Below are 18,401 nucleotides of genomic sequence, written 5' to 3' on the forward strand. Positions count from 1 at the left end.
ACAACATTTAATCATCTATTTTTAGGTCATCGTGAATATTGGTACTATTACAAAATAGTAAATTGAAAAATGTGTAGAGTATGAACGATTTCGGCCTACCTGTTTCTAATTTTTGGAGGAGTGTGAAAAGGGATATGAGAGAATTTGAAACAATCGTAATTGGATCTGGCCCTGGAGGATATGTTGCTGCGATTAGAGCTTCACAATTAGGACAACAAGTGGCAATTATAGAAAGAGAAAATATTGGCGGCGTATGTGCTAACGTCGGCTGTATCCCATCTAAGGCACTTATTTCTGTAGGTCATCGTTTTGAGGAAACAAAGCATTCAGAAAATATGGGTATTTTTTCTTCCAGTGTAAATGTGGACTTCGCAAAAGTACAAGAATTTAAAAACAGCGTTGTAAAAAGATTAGTAGGTGGTGTAGAAGGGTTATTAAAAAGTAATAAAGTAGAAGTGATAAAAGGTGAAGCTTATTTCATAGATGCTAACACTATACGAGTAACCAATAAAGATGTAGCTCAAACATATACATTTAAAAATGCAATTATAGCTACTGGATCGCGCCCAGTTGAAATTCCAACATTTAAATTTACAAATCGTGTAATTAACTCTACAGGTGCACTTAATTTAACTGAAGTTCCAAGTAAATTGGTTGTAATCGGTGGCGGTTACATTGGTACTGAATTAGGCTCTGCTTACGCTTCCCTTGGTTCTGTAGTAACAATTATTGAAGGAGGTAAAGACATTTTAACTGGCTTCGATAAACAAATGACTCAAATTGTGAAAGAAGACCTTATAGAAAAAGGTGTTACAGTAATAGTAGATGCATCCGCTAAAGGTGTTGAAGAAGCTGAAAACGGTGTAATTGTTACCTATGAAATTGGCGGTGAAGAAAAGAAAGTTGACGCTGATTATGTATTAATAACAGTTGGTCGTCGCCCTAATACTGAAAATATGGGTTTTGAAAAAATCGGCATTGAATTTTCTGACCGCGGTTTATTAAAAGTTGATCAACAATGCCGTACTAACCTTCCGAACATTTTTGCTATCGGTGATATCATTGCTGGTCCGCAGCTTGCACATAAAGCATTTTATGAAGGGAAGGTAGCGGCTGAAGCTATCTCAGGTAGACTATCATTTGTTGATTACTTGGCAATTCCAGCAGTTTGCTTCACTAATCCTGAATTAGCAACGGTCGGTTATACTGAAGAGCGAGCAAAGGCAGAAGGCATGGAAGTAAAAGTGGTTCAATCGTCATTTTCAGCAAACGGTCGTGCACTTGTATCAAATGAAGGAAAAGGCTTCTTGAGGCTATTGGTGCGCAAAGAAGATGGTGTATTAGTAGGTGCTCAAATCGTGGGAAATGGTGCATCAGAAATGATTGCTGAAATAGGTTTAGCGATCGAATCAGGTATGACAGTTGAAGACATTGCATTAACACCTCATGCTCACGCAACTTTAAGTGAGCTTGTGATGGAAGCTGCTGAGTCCTTAATTTACAAATTAAAATAGATACTAATTAATAAAAATTTTATTGCTTCGCTTTTTAGAAATTCTAAATAAAATATAGAGACAGATGAAGATGTAAAAAAACAATCTTTAATAATAAGCTTCTTAATAACAATGGCTAATTGAGCCGTTTTTTTACCGAAAAAAAGAGACTGTTTGGTTTCTTTTGGTGAGAGAATTTATTCATTTATTAGAGATTACAAAGTGAAATCATGAAAAACAAATATGAGAGGGGAATACAAATGAGTCAATTTGTTAATTCAACAATGGAAGGTAAAAACTTTAGTGCTGTTCAAGTAGGAAAGTGGGAGGATCTGCTTCAATATAAAGATGGAAATCCATTTAAAGCTCCTGGAAAGGTATTTCTTAAAGATGACTTACAATGTACAGGGATGGAAGTTTCACTTAATGTTTTTCCTCCAGGTATTTCAATGCCTTTTTATCATAAGCATAGAGAAAATGAAGAGCTGTACATTTTTGTCAAGGGACAAGGGGAATTCAAGATTGATGATGAAATCCTTGAAATCAAAGAGGGCACTGTCATTAGAGTAGCACAAGAAGGGGAAAGAATTTGGCGTAATAATTCAAGTGAACCGCTCTATTTTATCTGTATTCAAGCTAAAGCAAATACTTTGGAAGAAAGCAATATTGAGGATGGTATTAGGCTAGATAAATCTGTTGAATGGTTTGAAAAATAGGGGTTACTGTACGGTTCAATATCGTTTCGCTACTTGTATTTTGTCTTTTGAAGAAAATTTAACTATAGAAAAGTACGCCCCAATTGTTAGACTGTATGTAACAATTGGGGCGTACTTCATAGGAAACCAACTGTGTTTAAAGAATGACTTTTTTCAATCTTTATTCTATAAAGATTCATTATCCGTACTTGTTCCTCAGTTAATTCTTCTTTATCCCAATACATATGCATTAAACTATATTCAAAAATCTCCTTTAATTTAATAAACAATGGAATCTGGTCTATCATTTCTTTAGGTAAATCTTTTTCCTCTTTGTATCCCTCAATGATTGCTTTTGTAATAGAATTCTCATACTCAACAATATTCCCATTTCCAGCAAAAGAATATTCTAGCGCGCTATAGACTGGAACAGCTAAATCGAATATGTAAAAATGTTTTTCACAGTCTTGAAAATCAATCATTGTTAAATTTAAATCATTGTCCACTAATATGTTTTCTAACCATAAATCTCCATGAATTAAGCCGTAATTTGAAGTGGACTTTGGCAGTTCCTTTATAGAAGTTAAAACGTCAGATGCAATTTCTCTTATAGTAGTTTCTTCTTTTGGGATATAGTTAAGAAAATTATACTCTTCATTTTCATACCAGTCGTTTATATGTTTTACTGGTTCAATACTTTCAAAGTTTTTAGATACACGATGTAATTTACCAATTTGTTGACCAAGCTTTTTAAATACATTAGAATTCCATTCGTTTCTTGGTAAATGTATACCAGGAGCAGCTTTATATAATACAGTAAAAAGCTCTTTGTCTAATGTTATTTTCTCTACTAAATTCTCCTTTAAAGAAGGTATTATGGGAGGGACTCCTAAGCCCTTTTGATATAAAAAGTTCGTATATGTAACTTCTTCTAACTGCTCTTCATATGTTTTATAGTTTGTAATTCTAACGAAGTAAGTACCTTGTGCGGTGAGACATTGATACATTTCATTTGTTACTGAATGAATGCCAATAAAATCTAATGGATATAGTTCATTAATTAGTTGGAGTATCTCTTTTTCCGAATTAGTCATTTTAAAATCCTTTCCTCTCACTTTAAGTATACTTTTTATTCTAAAATGTATATCTAATCTAGTATCTTAAGCAGATTCGAGAATCGGTAATAAAAAACCTTCCTTAATGTACGAAGCGGTCTACTTTAATACAAAGTAATTAATTAGCAGACAAATATTAAATACATTTTGATTCAATACAGAGAGTTTGTTTTTTGAATGAAACTATTCATATTTACGTAGGAATTGTATATTGGAAAGTATAGTGAACATGTGACAAACTTAGGTAGATGAGAAAATATGAAATCAAAAAATAATGCTGTTATTTAGTAGTTTTATATAATAAACCACAAGAAATATCAAAAGAAAGAAATTGATACCCCTTATAATTTTCGTTGAGGAGTGAAATAAATGAATGAGCATATACAACTTATGATCGATTGGATTGAGGGGAAGTTAAAAAGTGAATTTTCGTTAGACGAATTGTCTTATTATATGGGCTATTCTCCTTATTATTGTTCTTTTAAGTTTCATCAAGTAACAGGTATAAGTATTAGGCGTTATATTCTTCTTAGAAGATTGTATTTATCTACTGAGGATTTAAAGAAGGGTAGAAAGATAATTGATATCGTCTTTGATTACGAGTATTCCTCACAAGAAGCATATAGCCGAGCTTTCAAAAATCTTTTTGGAATAAATCCGAGAGAATTTCAACTTAACAAAATGCCTATTCAATCATTTGTTAAACTCAATATAAATAATGAAGGAGAGTTTAAAATGAATATTTCTAGAAAAATAGAGGTTGAGCAGTTACGAAATGCGAGAAGTGAGCTGTTCGATAAAGATGTACTTAACATATTAAATGGTCAAGTTATGTATGAAGAATTTAAAAGTGAAAAACTAATGAGGGAGTCTGATTACGCTCCATTTAATGAAGCGATGTGTGTAAATGCGACTACTACACAGGTTTTTGATGATGAGTTTATTAAAACAAGAGCAGAAGGACACCAAGGTACTGTAGAAAATTATATGAAAAAGGTTATTCATCCTTTAGAGAATCTTTTTAAGAAAGAGTATAAATGTATTGTTTTATGGTTCGGTGAAGATATGTTTTGCCAAATGAATCTACTTACAGTACTTTCTTACCTTGAACAGTCTGGTTATAAGGGCAAAGTATACTTAAATAGCTTCAGAGAGGATGAATTTAAAGTAAGTCAAATTGAACTAGAATTAGGAAACTATTTTTCTGTTTATAATGAAGTTCTAGTAAATCATAAAAAGCCATCTCATGAGGTACTACCTGTAATGTATCAGGCGATAGATTTATATTTAGAGATGCTAAAAGAAAATAATGTAGTAGTAAAGTATATCTCCAAAAATAAAGATTTATCAACACAAGAACTATTAAAAAGGTTGTTTAATCTTTTTCCAACAATAGGATATGGGGACCTGCAATATATAGAGCTTATTAATAAAGCGAGATAAAGATTCAATTTGATGTGAATAAAAAAACAATAAAAAATGCACCTATAAGGATAGATGCATTTTTTTATTTATATTTGTTCAAGTAATTCCAATTCCTCTTCTACAAATGCCATTAATTCTTTTATTGTCTCACTAGAGAAATCAAAACGAATTCCAGCTGCTTCATATACTTCTTTTAAGGATTTAGAGCTACCTAGAGATAATGCTTTTTTGTAATTTTGTAGTGCTTGTTTAGGATTCTCTTTATATTGTTTATACATTTGTAACGCACCAAGTTGTGCGATTGCATATTCAATATAATAGAATGGCACTTCAAAAATATGTAGTACAGGTAACCAGCCAGTTGCTATCCAATTTTCATAACCTTCAATATTTATCACATTCGATTGGTAAGTGTTATGTAATTCTAAATATTTTTCATTTCTTTCTTTAGCAGTATGATTTGGATTTTCATACATCCAATGTTGGAATTGATCAACGATAAGCATTTGTGGTAAATACTTAACAATATCTTTAAAGAAATCTAATTTTGCTTTTATAAATTCTTCTGTATTCTCATAAAATGTATCCCAATACTCCATCGAAAACAATTCCATTGTCATGCTAGCTAGCTCAGCTGATTCTGAAGGGATTTCTAAATATTTTTGTAGCTCTAGCTGCTTCATACATTCATTATGAATACTATGGCCCATTTCATGGAGGAAAGTAGTAACATCATAATGTGTATGATTGAGATTCATAAAAATAAAAGATAATTGAGAAGCAGGTAAGTACTCACAAAAACCACCAGCTGCTTTTCCTTTACGACTTTCTAAATCTAAGCAATCCTTTTTCTGCATACAGCTCAATAATGCAGAAAATTCAGGGTCTAGTTTGTGTAAAATATGAGAACTTTTTTCGATTAAATCACTCTCGTCTTCAATAGGTTTTAAGGCTTTTTGATTTGGTGCGGCAGCTTTTAGATCCCACAGACGAAGTGTATCTACTTGAAGTTCAGCTTTTTTCTCATTAAATATATTATCAATAAGTGGTACAACGTATTTACGAACAGATTCTGCAAGTTCATAGCAATCATCAGCCGTATAATCAAAACGTTCATATTTTTTGAACATATAATCACGATAATTATCTAATTGAATGTTTTTTGCCTTTTGGTGACGGATTGTGATTAATTCATTTAAAATGGTTTGTAGTTCCTTTTCAACAGATAAGTACTGTTCAGAGATAAGTGTTTTTGCTTTTTTTCGTATATCACGATTCGGATCTTGTAAGTAAGATTGTAGTTCAGTAATTGTTTTTTCTTCGCCATTCCATGGCGCAGTCAAACTGCCTGTAATTTCGAAGTACTCGGTTACTAATTTGTCTTCTTTTACTTCTAAATCAATGTTCTTTTCACAAAATAATGTTTTTGCATTTTTTATTTTTTTATCTAGTATGCTATAAGTTTTTGGATCAAGTAGCATTCGAAATGGTGACTCTAAATATTTATTATCAAATGAATTTTGATAACGTTTCAAAAGAGGTCTTACATATTGTTGATCATATTCAAATGTATCTTTTATTTCTTTACTATCTGTATTACATTGAAAAGCAATATAGTGTAATCTTAATTGTTCTTCGATTTCCCATATTAATTTCGACTGTGTTTTTAGCCAATTCTCCAAATCTTCGCCTGAAGAAATGGATTTACTTAATAAAGTAGCCAATTCTTTTTCAAGCTCATGTATATTATGAATATCAATCGTATTAGAGTTCTGCATTATTTATCCCTCACTTTTTATTTGCTCAAGGAGGTATTCTTCTTTTTTATCTCAATTCCTTTTTTACCCAAAAAGTTTGTACCTACTACTCCAAGAACAATCAAAATTGTACCGATGATATGATAGTATGCGATTTGCTCGTGTAAGAATACAACGCCCGCAATAATGGTAATAAGTGTAGATAAGTTACTAAAAACACTTATTTTAGCTGCCTCAATATAAGATAATGAATAGTTTAATAATAATGCTGTCAGTAAGGATGATAGTAATCCTAAATATAAAATAGAGATAAGGAATGTTCCATTCGTAAATGGCTTAAAGTATACAGTTATTGTACCTTTGTTCATATGGTCAATGATCGCGATGAAATTAAAACTAATAAAACCGATTGCTGTCATTGTGTAGGTTAAATCCATTAGTTTGAATTTCTTCGTCATTTTTCGAGCTAATACATTGTAGCAAGCTGATGATAATGCCGATAACAAAATGAGAATAACACCGATGAAGCTAGTTTCGTGAGCTCCGATACCATTCATAATAAATATATAAATGACACCGATGACAGAAATGAGTACAGATATTTTTTGCCATGTATTCGTATATTCTTTTAAAAAATAGGAAGCTAGTATCATTGTAAATATAGGAATCGCCGCTTGTATAATTCCAGCTTCAGATGAACTTGTATATACTAGACCAAATGCTTGGAAAGCAAAGAACAGTGCTGGATAAAATATTGCAAGTGGTAAAAGGGCAAGTATGTTTTTGAATGATATATTTAACTTTACAAAACCGAAAATAACCGGAATGCTTGCTGCGATGAAAGCAACTGTAAAACGATGAGCCAGAGTATCAAGAGGGCTCGTAATGATTAATGCTAGTTTCACAAACATAAATGAAAATCCAATAATTAAAGAATAGAGTAACGCTGATAAATATGCTTTTGTTGTATTTGTCATAATTCCACCTCATAGTAGTTGATTTCTTACTGGCCAGTATACGTACATAGTAATCTTTCTGATCTAGTGCTACAATGTGAACAAATACAAATTGTACCGGTACAAATTAGATGTTGGGGTGGTAATGATGTATAAGTATTTACATGTTTTAAACGACTTAGAAAGCATGATTCAAAATGGAGAGATAAAAGAAGGAAAGAAATTACCGTCTATACGGTCGCTTGTTACGCAATATGAATGTAATAAGGCGACAGTTATTCGTGCACTGCATGAATTAGAAAAGCGTCATATTATTTATTCTGTACCTCAAAGTGGATACTACGTAGTTAAAAAATCTAGGAGTTACATAGAAAATAACGAGATGATTGATTTTGCTTCCTCAGCACCAGATCCAGATGTTTTTCCATATTTAGATTTTCAACATTGTATTAATAAGGCAATTGATACATATAAAAATGATTTGTTTGTATACGGAACACCGAAGGGTTTACCATCATTAATTCCAGTCATTCAAAAACAACTGGCAAACTATCAAGTCTTCACAAAAGAAGAAGATATCTTTATTACATCAGGTGTACAACAAGCACTTGCTATATTAACTTCTATACCATTTCCGAATGGACATAGCACGATACTAATTGAACAACCAAGTTACCATTTATATATTGAATATGTAGAAACAAATAACATTCCTGTAATCGGAATAAAGCGTACACATGAAGGAATAGATTTAAATGAACTAGAGAGGATATTCCGAACAGAAAAAATTAAATTCTTTTATACAATACCGAGATTTCATCATCCACTTGGTACTTCGTATTCTAAAAAAGATAGAGAGAAGATTATTCAACTTGCGAAGAAATATAATGTATTTATAGTGGAAGACGACTATTTAGCTGACTTAGAAACTAATTCAAAAGTAGATCCGTTTTACAGCCAAGATAATTGTAATCATGTTATATATTTAAAAAGTTATTCGAAGATCATCTTTCCAGGTTTGCGAGTCGGTGTTGCAGTCATTCCACAATCTATTGCAAATGCCTTTTATAAGTATAAGAAGATATTAGATATCGATAGTCCTATGATTTCACAAGCTGCTTTAGAAATTTACATAAAGAGTGGGATGTTTGAACGGCATAAACATAAAATTAAAGCATCTTACTACAATAGATCAAAAAAACTAGCGGAAGTAGTAGAAGGTGTTCAAAATGAAAATCCACATCTGTTTACTTATAGAGCAGTAGATCCAATTGGGATACACACGTGTTTACAGTTGAAAAGAAACATAGTTACGGAAACATTTATTCAAAATTTAAGCAAGAGTCAAATAAACATAGATTCTATGGATAAAAATTATTTGAGTAACTTTCATAAAGAGAGATTGTTAAAGTTAAATGTATCTAATGTAAAAGAAGACAAGATTGAAGAAGGGATTCGCAAAGTAATTGAGGAAATAAAACGAGTGAACCGTGTAGATTTTCAGTTCAAAATAGAATAGTGCTTATGAAGGGTCTTGTTGTGCAGAGCAAAATAATGGATTTATTTGTATGTGTTGCTATAGTAATTGGAGTGATTACATTACTATATATAATAAGAAAAGTAACGAATGTATAACAGTTGCTATTCACACGGAGGCTGTTATTGTCGATCATAACAAGAAGATCTACGAAGACTCATTTAAAAATAAGGAAGTCTCTATATCAAATATGTAAGGTGAATTTCAGTTTTATAATGGTGTTTTTAGTGTAATTACGTTTAAATTTATTACTCCACATGGAGAAATCTATATGAAAAAATATGATAGTAAGAGTGTACCAAAAATAATAAAGCTTGATAAGGAAAATTAAGGAGAATTATATGAAACCATTACAAGGTAAAGTAGCAGTTGTAGCAGGGGCAACAAGAGGTGCTGGAAGAGGTATTGCAATGATGCTTGGAGAAGCTGGAGCAACTGTATATGTAACAGGAAGAAGTACAAAAGGGAATTTATCGTGTATGGGAAGAACGGAAACGATTGAAGAAACTGCAGAGCTTGTTACAAAGCAAGGTGGAATCGGAATAGCAGTTCGTGTTGACCATACAGTAGAAGAAGATATTATAGCTTTATTTAAAAAGATTCAAGAGGAACAAAATGGTCAGCTTGATATTTTAGTAAATGATGTTTGGGGCGGAGATCCTTTAACGGAATGGGAGAAACCTTTCTGGGAACACAACCTACATAACGGACTACTCATGCAACAAAGAGCTGTTCATTCTCATATAATGACAAGTCATTACGGCGTACCATTAATGGTGAAAAATAAAAAGGGACTTGTAATTGAAATTACAGACGGTGTCGATTATCAATATCGAGGTAACTTGTACTATAGTTTAGCAAAAATCTCAACTATTCATTTAGCAGAAGCAATGGCGAAAGATTTAGAGCAACATAATATTACAGCAGTAGCTGTTAGCCCAGGTTTCCTTCGTTCAGAAGCGATGTTAGATATATTTGGCGTAACCGAGGAGAATTGGCAAGAAGGAGCTAAGCAAGACCCTCATTTTATCGCATCAGAAACTCCTTTCTTCGTCGGAAGAGCAATTACAGCTATAGCAAGTGATCCAAATGTTCATGAAAAAACGGGACGAGCATTAAGTTCATGGGAATTAGGAAGAGAGTATGGATTTACAGATATGGATGGAAGACGACCAGATTGGGGGAAATATTTTGAGGAGAATGTTTTGAATCAAAATTAAGATTTGTAGAGCACTCAAGAGCTGGAGTGCTCTTTTTTAATACTGTACATAAATAATAAAGTCCCCTTAAAAATAAAATAGTTATTTAAAAAGAAATGGAAAAAATCCCACAATCCCAATAATAAACATAATTATGCAGATAATATAACAAACTTTGTTAAATTTATATTGGCTAAAATAAATAATTTTAAAAAAGGGGGCTATGTGAAACTATTCGGTTTTAAAAATTAAACAACTTTATTATCTTTACATATACACTGCTTAAAACATTTTTTGATTTTATTAAAAAAATGGAAAATGATTACCAAATTAATGGTATCCTTAAAGTATAGTTTATATATTGTATAGGAGGGTGATGAAGTCTATGGCAGTACGTATAGTCGATGATTTACAGCAATTATCGTTGTTACTTATGTTTTTGAGTACATTAATATTTTACAGATACTTAAAGAAGATTAAACGAGAGAGAAAACTGACTTTTTTCGAAGTGACAATGTATTTTGTCACTCAATTTGCGACTTTAATTTGGGCAATTACTTATTTTATTAAACACTTGTCTGAATCGTAAGTTACATTAAAGTATTTTAGTTTACTAGCTTATTGTTATCTAGTAGGGATATAAATATAGTCCGTGTCTAAATCAGTGACGACATCGCTCGTAATGTCTTCTTGTAATGACTTTGGAATGTTTTCATAATGATATCGTATACAAAATAAACTTACATGATCCTTATTAGATAACTCTTCATTTTTTACGTTAAAATACATTGTTTTAAACTCACTGATAGAACAGTTATGGGCAATAACATACTCATTAATTCCATATCCATCAAATTCAATTATCATGTGATCACTGTTGAGTGCTAGCCAACATTATAGCTTTAATTTTGGATGAACCTTTGATATTGATTATTATAGCTTAAAGTTTAGTGTGAATATATTTTTATAAAGTGAGAGGATATCAATGGACAAATATAAGCTAGTTTTAGAAGGACCTAAACAACTAAAGTGGAAAACGTGTGAAATTAGGCCCATACAGGATGATGAAATTATCGTTAAAACAATCGCAGGTGCAATAAGTATTGGAGCAGAGTTACCGCAGTATAAAGAATCGGATGTTTCAGATGCTACTCCTTTATATCCGAGAGAAACTGGATATGAAAGTTATGGTGAAGTTATTCAAGTTGGTAATAAAATAACTAATTTAAATGTAGGAGACAAAGTAGTTTCCTTTTATGGACATCAAACGTTAGGAATAGTTAAGGGACATAAAGTAATTCGAGTACCTAGTTATATAAAGCCTAAAGTTGCCTTATTATCCATTCTTTCATGTGATGCTGCTAAAGGAGTATTAAAACTAAACCCACGACAGAATAAAAAAGTACTTATAACTGGAATGGGAGTTATGGGTTTACTCGCTTGTTATTTCTTAAAATACTATGCAGGTGTTGAATATGTGGATGTTGTTGAACCTAAGAGAAATAGAAGAGAAATTGCAAAGAAATTTGGAGCAGAAAACATATTTGATTCAGAAGAGCAAATATTAGAAACATATAGTTACGGTTTCGAATGTTCAGCTACAAATAGCGGATTTCGTACATTGCAAAAAGCTCTTAATAATAATGGTGAAATATGTATACTTTCTGATGGTAATAAAGAAGAACTAACATTAACCGCCGACTTTTATGGGAAAGAATTGCAAATCATTGGGTCAAGTGATGGATACGATTATCAAAAACATGCAGATTGGTTTTTTAAACAAGTAGAACAAACACCATTTGTAGAAGAAGTTTTTCAACATAAAATACAATATGCTAGACTCATACAATGTTTTGAGGAATTGAGTCAAGGTATTATTAATCCTTTAAAAGTATACGTTTCATATGAATAATGAAAAAACTAACCAAATATTTGTCACATCCCTTACATATGTTTCGTCTCAATTATGATGTTCAAAATGAGGAGGAACACATATGAAGATTTTTGTAGCAGGTGCAACGGGTGTAATAGGACGTTTTTTATTGCCAATGTTAATAAAAGAAGGTTATACGGTGTATACGATGATTCGCAAGTAAAAGCAATAAAGAAAGTTGGTGCTATACCAGTAATAGCTGGGAGAGAGGTGCTCCAAATAATAAAGCACGTAAAGAGTATGGATGGATACCTTTACATCCTTCATGGTCTAAAGGAGTTAAAAATTTGATGGATGTGTGAAATCTCATAAAAATCCTTTAATGGGAATACTAGTAACATTCGCTATTAAAGGGTTGGGCTGTAATGAATATACTTTTTGAAAGCATTATTTTAATCCTCACTGGAATTATTGTTTTAAAATTGACAGGTAGTAAATCTGTTAGCCAAATGACTAGAGCTGAAATTATTATCGTTGTTTCTATAGGTCGTATTATTGTAGAACCTATATTAAGTAGGAAAGTAGTCCCATCTATTTTTACTGCGTTTATTTTTGCGAGTGTTTTACTTATCATTCATTTTTTTGAATTGAAATCACGAAAAGTAGAAAAGTTTCTAAATGGAACTAGCATTATTGTTATAGAAAACGGAGAGATTTTAAAAAAGAATTTATTACGCGCAAAAATGTCAGAGCAACAATTATTTATGCATCTGAGAGAAAAAGGTATACATGAAATCAAGAATTTACAACAAGCAACTGTAGAAACGAACGGACGTATTGGATACCAACTAACTACCACCGCTCAACCGATTACTTTGGAAATGTTAGAAAAGCTATTAGAGCAATACAATCTTAAAAAATAGTTGTAGACTGAAAAACACCTCCTGTACATAAAGGTATTTTTCGCAAATATGTAAAAGTTCCTTCAGTAATTCTGAAGGGACTTTCGTGTTATCTACTGTATCTATTAATTTAATTTGTGTCTATTAAGATTGGAAGGTATTATTTTTAACGGTCTCATCATATCATGGTCTTCATGCTCTAAGCGATGACAATGCCATGCATAATCTCCAGAATAGGGCTCAAACTTCATTATGATTCGGACGGTTTGTTCACCTGCTACAAGCACGGTATCTTTTAAACCGAAATCAGCTGGGAGAGGATTTAATAAGTTTCCATTCAAATCATGACGATCAAGAACTCGAAAATTTACTAGATGTATATGAATGGGATGAATCCCAACAGTCAAATTTACTAACTCCCATATTTCAACAAAATTAAATAAAGGTGTTTCTGTCACTGGATCGGCCCATTCTTTATTATCTAATAAAAGCATGAGACGCCCAAATTCATCCTCTGAGTCATTTAATGTTAATCGTCTTACTTTTTTTACGTTTACTTTTTCTAATGGAATAAAGTCAATGTTACTTAATATGCACGGGATTTTACTTTTATCTGGGCAGGATAATGGTTTCGTTACTTGGAACTCCATTATCTCACCAGTTGGATTATCTAAATCAATTCCATTTTGTAAAACTACTTTTTTTCCTTCAAACCTTGAAAAATCAATAATAATGTCAATACGCTCTGCTGGTGAAACATCTAAACTTTGTACTTTAATCGGCCGTTTAAGAAGGTCTCCATCAGTTCCTATTAAAAAGAATGAGCTAAGGTCACTTAATTGGAACTTGTATGTGCGAGTATTAGAAGCGTTTAATAAACGAAATCTATATTTGCGGGGCTCCACTTTTAAAAATGGCCATACTTTCCCGTTGACTGCAATTGTATTTCCTAAAAATAGAGAAACAATAGAAGGGTATGGTAAACCTGGTGATGGATCTTCAGGTTGAGCAGGATAAAATAGCGAACCGTCCGGATTAAAAGATTTTGCTTATTCAGGGGTTTTAGGCTGTGGACCATCCGAATTTTCTTGAAATTTACAGAGGAAGATATTTTACTGGACATAACAGGAAATCTATTTGATTTAGTATGTGCTTGTATTTTACCAAGGGTGATAACGATCAATATTACGATTAACAACATTAAAGTTCATAAAAATAAACAGAATGAATAATTGACAAAAAATGAGAATAGTAGTAATCTAACGTAAAACATACGCTACCGTATTTTATTGGAGAGATGATATGCAATTAACGAGAGAAGACTGGATAAAAGTAGGATTACAACAATTAGCTAATGAAGGAATACATAAAGTTCGCATTGAAGCACTTGCTCGATTGCTAAAAATAAGCAAAGGAAGCTTCTATCACTATTTTCGTGACCATCAAGAGCTTTTAGATTCTATGCTTGACTTTTGGGAAGTACATGCAACAAAGCTGATTGTTCAAAGTATGGAGCAACAGGATGCCTCTTTAGAACAGCTATTACAGATTAGTTTTAAGCGAGATAAAAAAATTGAGAATGGTATTTATGCTTGGGCTAAATATGATCCGGTTGTGGCAACACGTTTAGTAGATATAGAAGAACAAAGAATTTCTTGTGTTGCAAAATTGTATCAAAAAATGGGCGTAGACGAAACTGAATCAATTGATCGAGCAAGACTTGCCTATTTAACGTATGTAGGATGGATGACAAGGTTTGAAGCAAATCCTAATTTTGATATTGATAAAATGGTTGAGCTTTTAACTTCTTTCAGCGGGTGTCCAAACATCCACTGAAAAAAGTAAAGCCTCCGGACGCAATTATGCTGAGGCATAATTGATTATTCGATAAATGTCCCTAACATGGTAATAAAACCTGAAGGGACAAAATTTTTACTGTAACATACGGTAGTGTATGTTATTTTGGGAGTTACGACATTGGGGGCGAATAAATGAAATTACTATTAACATTAGTAGCTGTAGTGCTTCTGTGTTTTATCAGTTTTTTGCATATTTATTGGGCTTTTGGAGGTCGATGGGGTTCTGCCGCTGTTATCCCAGTAAAAGAGGGAGAACATAAGCCCGCTTTTACTCCGAGAATATGGGGGACATTATTCATAGCTATTCTTATTCTACTAGCTAGTGTCATTATTGTTGTTCAAGTAGGTTATTTGCAGGGGTTCCAAGCAAATAGTTTATCTAAAATCGGAAGTATTGTCTGTGCTTTAGTTTTCATTATTAGGGCAATTGGTGATTTTAAATTTGTTGGATTTTTCAAAAAAATTAAACATTCTCAGTTTGCTAGATACGACACTTGGTTCTATAGTCCATTATGTTTATTTTTTGGCTTTGTCTATATCATGTTGTTGGTTTAATAAGTATAATGAATTCCCTATAAAATAAATTTTATACAGGAAGAAAACACCTCTTATTGAACAAGTAGTAATAAAAAGAGGTTTGAGTATAGCAATAGAGCAATACGGGTTCTGTTGACAGCGAAGTCCGCTATGATTAGTCATTTGTGGTTAAAAAGAGGATAGAAAGGGCGAATTTATTCAAGCTCTTCTATCCTTTTAATTTTTATACATATAATGTATGACATTAGATAAGAATTTACTATTAATAATAGGTTCAGCTTATATCTTGACTTTTAATAAAATTTTAAAGTGTTGGTTTTTTATTGTGTGAATAAGAGGTTATTTGTTGTTTTGGAGTTTAAATCATTGATTTAAACTTGGCAATTGTATCATGTAATCTTTCTAATCCAATCAACATATCTTTTTCATTTAACATTGAATAACTAATTCGCAAGTGATTATATTGAGTTTCATGGTTTAATAGACAAGCTGTTCCGGGTAAAAAAGAAACATCTACTTCATTCGCTTTTTGTAATAATGTAAAAGGATCGATTGACTGAGGGAGTGTAACCCATAAGTTAAATCCTCCATTAGGTATTTCAAATTCTAATTCTTTTAATGGAGATAATATATCAATTGTTAAATCGCGTCTAATTTGTAAAGCAGTACGTAATTTTTCTAAATGATTTTTCATTCGTTCCGCCCGTAAAAAAGGAAGTAGTGCTTTTTGTGTTAATAAGGGACTACCTATATCTATCGAAGCTTTCACTGCATATAACCATTCAAAAATAGGACCTTCAGCTGCAAGCGCCGCGATGCGAAGACCTGGTGCTAACGTTTTACTAAATCCTTTTAAATATATAACGTGACCATTTGTATCAAAGCTTTTTAATGGAGGGGGAATTTTAAAATCCTCAAAATATATCTCTCCGAAAGAATCATCCTCTAAAATGAAAAATTGATATAGCTCTGCTAGTTCTACAAGTTCCATTCTTCTTTCTTTACTCATCACAGTACCTGTCGGGTTCTGAAAAGTGGGATTCACATATAACAAAACAGGGTTCTTTCTTTGACAAATATCATCGATTAAATCTGAGCGAATGCCGTTGTTATCAAGACTAACAGGGATAATTTGAACTCCTTTATTGACAAACACATCAAGTGCAGCTCCATAACATGGACTTTCTACTAACACTAAGTCGCCGGGCTTTAATAATGTTTGAGCAATTAAATCAATTCCTTGCTGGGCACCACTTGTAATTAATAATTGAGATGGATCTGTAACTAATTGTTGGTGTTCTTTTAAGTAGGTTGTTATTTCCACTCTAAGTTCTTTATCACCTTGAACAGGTCCGTAAGTTGCTAATATCATTTGATCTTTATTAAGTAATTTGTGCATTTCATCTGAAAGAAACGGATTTGGCAATAAACGTGGATAAAGGACCGCCTGTGAAAAATCGAAATATTTACGGTGTTGGTTCATTACATATTGAGAACGCATAACATTAATGGATTTCGTTTGTTGCCATTGATACGGAATTGGTTTGAACTCTTTATTCACACGTTTATGTATATAGGCACCTTTTCCTTGCTCGATCCGTATATAACCTTTTGTTTCTAACTGTTTATAAGCTTTACGAACAGTTAATAAACTAATTTGCAAATCATTGGCCATAGAACGTAAAGAAGGGAGGTAATCGCCATGTGCAAGCAGCCCGCTTTGAATGCGTTCAACAATTTGCATATATATTTGTTGGTAATATGGTATGTTGGATTCTTTACGCAGTACTATCTTCATAGATTCACCTTTTTTTCTTTTTAATTCAATTAAAGCGAAAAATAAGCAAGTAATCAACTACATATTTATATAACTGTTATACAAGTAGCTACACTGTTATACACCATATCCTCTATACTCATTTCAAGAGTAAAAAGGAGGAAATAAAATGGTCATTTTTAATTATGTTTTAGTATGTATCATCTTTGGAACAACATTTTTAACAATAAAAATTGGAATAGAAGCGGGCGCACCACCATTATTTTCAGCTGGAATTCGCTTCTTTTTGGCCGGTCTTATTCTCATTACTATTTTTAAATTAAAGAGAAAGGAGATTATGCCTTACTTATTATCGAAACGTATTATATATGCTGGTTTTTGTTTAACCTTCATGACATTCGCAACACTTTACTGGGCTGAACAATATATTTCTTCTGGATTAGCTGCAGTACTATCCGCAACAGCCCCCATGATGATTTTACTGTTGCAGTCAAAGAAAAATAAAAAGAAATTACAAAAAGAACAACTTTTTGCTTTAGTTATAGCGCTCATTGGCGTTTTTTGTATTTCTTTACCTGGAATGCATCAAGAACTTACATTAATATGGAGTATCGCTTGCCTTGTCATATTAGTAGGAGAGTTGTTTTATGGAATAGGTTCTATTCGTTCAAAAGAAATACTTACAGATTTACCTGACGTATCACCATTTCTCATTAACGGTATTCAAATGTTTTATGGAGGAGTTTTGCTATTAATTGTATCTGTTGTAATGGAACAGCCAAATTTAGTTGTATTAACATCTTGGAATGTACAATGGCCAATTTTATATCTCATATTTGTAGGATCTATCGGTGGGCATGGTTTATATTACTGGCTTTTATCAAAAACAAATCCAGTATTTCCATCGACTTGGTTGTATGTGTCACCATTAATTGCTGTTATTGTAGGTTATTTTGTATTAGGAGAACCATTAAATCCTGCAATGGGTATTGGTGCTTGTTTAATCTTGATTGGTGTATTTTTAGCAAATCGTTCTACACTTGGAGTTTATTTTAAGCAGGGGAAGTTATTGAAGAAAGAGATTTAAATAGAAATTATCGGGGCATTTTAAAACAGAGAGCTAAATAAGTAGCTCTCTGTTTTTTTATTCTGAAAGAAAAACATGATACAGAATCAATTAAAATCGATTTAGTAGGCACTTTAAAATATATAATAATTCAACTCGCAAGCCCTCTCGATCAGGTTATCTAGCTTCTTATTCAGATAAGCATCAATG

The 18,401-nt window shown here is 32.2% G+C and carries 16 protein-coding genes and 3 pseudogenes; 13 read left to right on the top strand and 6 right to left on the bottom strand.

Annotation, left to right across the window (positions count from 1 at the left end; genetic code table 11):
* Positions 1-134: 134 nt before the first annotated feature.
* Together lpdA and FT637_RS10680 are read left to right on the top strand one after the other, a co-directional pair.
* Positions 135-1,514, top strand: coding sequence for a dihydrolipoyl dehydrogenase (gene lpdA / locus FT637_RS10675; RefSeq protein ID WP_193646273.1), 1,380 nt, complete (start codon positions 135-137; stop codon positions 1,512-1,514).
* A 239-nt stretch (positions 1,515-1,753) separates the two neighbouring features.
* Entirely contained in the window at positions 1,754-2,209 is a 456-nt protein-coding gene (locus FT637_RS10680) for a cupin domain-containing protein (protein ID WP_193646274.1), read from the top strand.
* A 116-nt stretch (positions 2,210-2,325) separates the two neighbouring features.
* On the opposite strand, the gene FT637_RS10685 is transcribed toward FT637_RS10680, so the two are convergent.
* Positions 2,326-3,303: a phosphotransferase enzyme family protein gene (locus FT637_RS10685; protein ID WP_193646275.1), complete on the bottom strand. Its 978-nt coding sequence runs from the start codon at positions 3,301-3,303 to the stop codon at positions 2,326-2,328.
* Positions 3,304-3,672: 369 nt separating this feature from the next.
* Here FT637_RS10685 and FT637_RS10690 point away from each other — a divergent pair, with 369 nt between their 5' ends.
* The gene (locus FT637_RS10690; RefSeq protein WP_193646276.1) at positions 3,673-4,746 is read left to right on the top strand and encodes a helix-turn-helix domain-containing protein; all 1,074 of its coding nucleotides are present in this window, start codon (positions 3,673-3,675) and stop codon (positions 4,744-4,746) included.
* Positions 4,747-4,814: 68 nt separating this feature from the next.
* Here FT637_RS10690 and FT637_RS10695 read toward each other — a convergent pair whose 3' ends face one another.
* Together FT637_RS10695 and FT637_RS10700 are read right to left on the bottom strand one after the other, a co-directional pair.
* On the bottom strand, positions 4,815-6,506 hold the full coding sequence (locus FT637_RS10695; protein ID WP_193646277.1) for a M3 family oligoendopeptidase: 1,692 nt from the start codon (positions 6,504-6,506) through the stop codon (positions 4,815-4,817).
* Positions 6,507-6,523: 17 nt separating this feature from the next.
* A complete protein-coding gene (locus tag FT637_RS10700; protein ID WP_193646278.1) occupies positions 6,524-7,462 on the bottom strand; it encodes a DMT family transporter in 939 nt (312 codons plus the stop codon).
* 127 nt (positions 7,463-7,589) lie between these two features.
* On the opposite strand from FT637_RS10700, the gene FT637_RS10705 reads away from it, so the two are divergent.
* The 3 genes from FT637_RS10705 (at position 7,590) to FT637_RS10715 (ending at position 10,766) form a co-directional block, all read left to right on the top strand.
* The gene (locus tag FT637_RS10705) at positions 7,590-8,960 is read left to right on the top strand and encodes a PLP-dependent aminotransferase family protein (protein WP_193646279.1); all 1,371 of its coding nucleotides are present in this window, start codon (positions 7,590-7,592) and stop codon (positions 8,958-8,960) included.
* 359 nt (positions 8,961-9,319) lie between these two features.
* Complete coding sequence (locus FT637_RS10710; protein ID WP_193646280.1) at positions 9,320-10,198, top strand: SDR family oxidoreductase; 879 nt, start codon at positions 9,320-9,322, stop codon at positions 10,196-10,198.
* Positions 10,199-10,562: 364 nt separating this feature from the next.
* Positions 10,563-10,766 (top strand): hypothetical protein, encoded by a 204-nt coding sequence (locus FT637_RS10715; protein WP_193646281.1) that lies wholly within the window; start codon positions 10,563-10,565, stop codon positions 10,764-10,766.
* Positions 10,767-10,801: 35 nt separating this feature from the next.
* On the opposite strand, the gene FT637_RS10720 is transcribed toward FT637_RS10715, so the two are convergent.
* The gene (locus FT637_RS10720) at positions 10,802-11,044 is read right to left on the bottom strand and encodes a hypothetical protein (protein WP_193646282.1); all 243 of its coding nucleotides are present in this window, start codon (positions 11,042-11,044) and stop codon (positions 10,802-10,804) included.
* A gap of 118 nt (positions 11,045-11,162) precedes the next feature.
* Here FT637_RS10720 and FT637_RS10725 point away from each other — a divergent pair, with 118 nt between their 5' ends.
* The 4 genes and pseudogenes from FT637_RS10725 (at position 11,163) to FT637_RS10735 (ending at position 12,973) form a co-directional block, all read left to right on the top strand.
* Positions 11,163-12,089 carry a zinc-binding dehydrogenase gene (locus FT637_RS10725; protein WP_193646283.1) on the top strand — a complete coding sequence of 309 codons (927 nt, stop codon included), beginning with the start codon at positions 11,163-11,165 and terminating at the stop codon, positions 12,087-12,089.
* 82 nt (positions 12,090-12,171) lie between these two features.
* Positions 12,172-12,311, top strand: a pseudogene (locus tag FT637_RS29850) (NAD-dependent epimerase/dehydratase family protein); the annotation flags it as partial.
* A pseudogene (locus FT637_RS30585) lies at positions 12,305-12,412 on the top strand (NAD(P)-dependent oxidoreductase); the annotation flags it as partial. The pseudogenes FT637_RS29850 and FT637_RS30585, both read left to right, overlap by 7 nt.
* A 63-nt stretch (positions 12,413-12,475) precedes the next feature.
* On the top strand, positions 12,476-12,973 hold the full coding sequence (locus FT637_RS10735) for a DUF421 domain-containing protein (RefSeq protein ID WP_193646284.1): 498 nt from the start codon (positions 12,476-12,478) through the stop codon (positions 12,971-12,973).
* A gap of 104 nt (positions 12,974-13,077) precedes the next feature.
* Here the strand turns inward: FT637_RS10735 and FT637_RS10740 are convergent.
* Positions 13,078-13,998 (bottom strand): annotated as a pseudogene (locus tag FT637_RS10740) (multicopper oxidase family protein); the annotation flags it as partial.
* A gap of 256 nt (positions 13,999-14,254) precedes the next feature.
* On the opposite strand from FT637_RS10740, the gene FT637_RS10745 reads away from it, so the two are divergent.
* Both FT637_RS10745 and FT637_RS10750 read left to right on the top strand, forming a co-directional pair.
* Positions 14,255-14,788: a TetR/AcrR family transcriptional regulator gene (locus FT637_RS10745; RefSeq protein WP_193646285.1), complete on the top strand. Its 534-nt coding sequence runs from the start codon at positions 14,255-14,257 to the stop codon at positions 14,786-14,788.
* A 155-nt stretch (positions 14,789-14,943) separates the two neighbouring features.
* Entirely contained in the window at positions 14,944-15,366 is a 423-nt protein-coding gene (locus tag FT637_RS10750; protein WP_193646286.1) for a DUF3995 domain-containing protein, read from the top strand.
* 340 nt (positions 15,367-15,706) lie between these two features.
* On the opposite strand, the gene FT637_RS10755 is transcribed toward FT637_RS10750, so the two are convergent.
* A complete protein-coding gene (locus tag FT637_RS10755) occupies positions 15,707-17,146 on the bottom strand; it encodes a PLP-dependent aminotransferase family protein (protein WP_193646287.1) in 1,440 nt (479 codons plus the stop codon).
* Between the two features lie 148 nt (positions 17,147-17,294).
* Here FT637_RS10755 and FT637_RS10760 point away from each other — a divergent pair, with 148 nt between their 5' ends.
* Positions 17,295-18,212: a DMT family transporter gene (locus FT637_RS10760; protein ID WP_193646288.1), complete on the top strand. Its 918-nt coding sequence runs from the start codon at positions 17,295-17,297 to the stop codon at positions 18,210-18,212.
* Positions 18,213-18,401: the final 189 nt, after the last annotated feature.

This window comes from Bacillus cereus (genome assembly GCF_015071065.1).
Classification (GTDB): domain Bacteria; phylum Bacillota; class Bacilli; order Bacillales; family Bacillaceae_G; genus Bacillus_A; species Bacillus_A cereus_BA.